Origin of the sequence: Paraburkholderia sp. CHISQ3, assembly GCF_030464945.1 — a bacterium.
GTDB lineage: Bacteria > Pseudomonadota > Gammaproteobacteria > Burkholderiales > Burkholderiaceae > Paraburkholderia > Paraburkholderia megapolitana.
On the sequence record NZ_JALPRG010000032.1, the window covers coordinates 1 to 1,022 of the forward strand.

At 58.9% G+C, this 1,022-nt stretch carries 1 pseudogene; it reads left to right on the forward strand.

Annotation, left to right across the window (positions count from 1 at the left end):
* Positions 1-994: pseudogene (locus M0D65_RS33070) on the forward strand (IS3 family transposase); the annotation flags it as partial.
* Positions 995-1,022 lie beyond the last annotated feature (28 nt).

The window sequence follows — 1,022 nt, forward strand, 5'->3', positions numbered from 1 at the left end:
CCGGGATGCAGTCCGATCAGGTACGCGAACTCAAGCAGTTGCAGGATGAGAACGCACGACTGAAGAAGCTGGTGGCCGAACTGAGCCTGGACAAGGCCATCCTGCAGGACGTCGCGGCAAAAAAGTGGCCCGGCCCGCGCTGAGGAGAGACGTGGTGGATTACGTGGTAAGTCACTACGGATTGACGATGAGGCGGGCCTGCAGGTTGATGAAGCAACCGCGCAGCATGCAGTATTACCGAAGCGTGAAGGATCCCCGACCGGAGCTTCGTGCGCGCATGCGAGAGATCGCGTACACACGCGTGCGCTATGGCTATCGGCGCGTTCATGTGCTGTTGCGTCGCGAAGGTTGGCAACTGGGCAGGAACCAGGCGTACCGGCTGTATTGCGAAGAACAGTTGCAGTTGCGCTCGAAGCTGCCGAAGCGGCGCAAGATGGTCGTGACGCGAATGGCAAAGATCGTACCGGTGAAACCAAACGACGCGTGGAGTATGGACTTCGTTGCCGATCAGCTCTCTAACGGGTCGAAGTTCCGCACGTTGACGGTCGTCGATGTCTTCACGAAAGAGGCACTCGCCATCGAAGTTGGACAGCGTCTGAGAGGCGAGCATGTGGTGGGAGTACTGAACCGGATTGCGGCAAGACGGGGTGCCCCGCGGCACGTATTCGTGGACAACGGCAGCGAATTCTCCGGGCGCCTGCTCGACATGTGGGCCTATCACCATCGGGCAAAGATCAACTTCAGCCGGCCTGGCAAGCCGACGGACAATTGCCACATCGAGACGTTTAACGGATCATTGCGCGACGAGTGCCTGAACCTGCATTGGTTCGAGACGTTGGGTGAAGCGAAGGCGATCATCGAGACGTGGCGCCGGGATTACAACGAGAGCCGTCCTCACTCGGCTCTCAAAGAGCTGGCACCCGCTGAGTTCGTCCGTCAGCTGGTGCTTTTACCGGAATCGGCTGGACCCGAAACACCGGAAAACTCGCTCTAGGTTTGGTCTGGAAAACCCAAGCGGATCA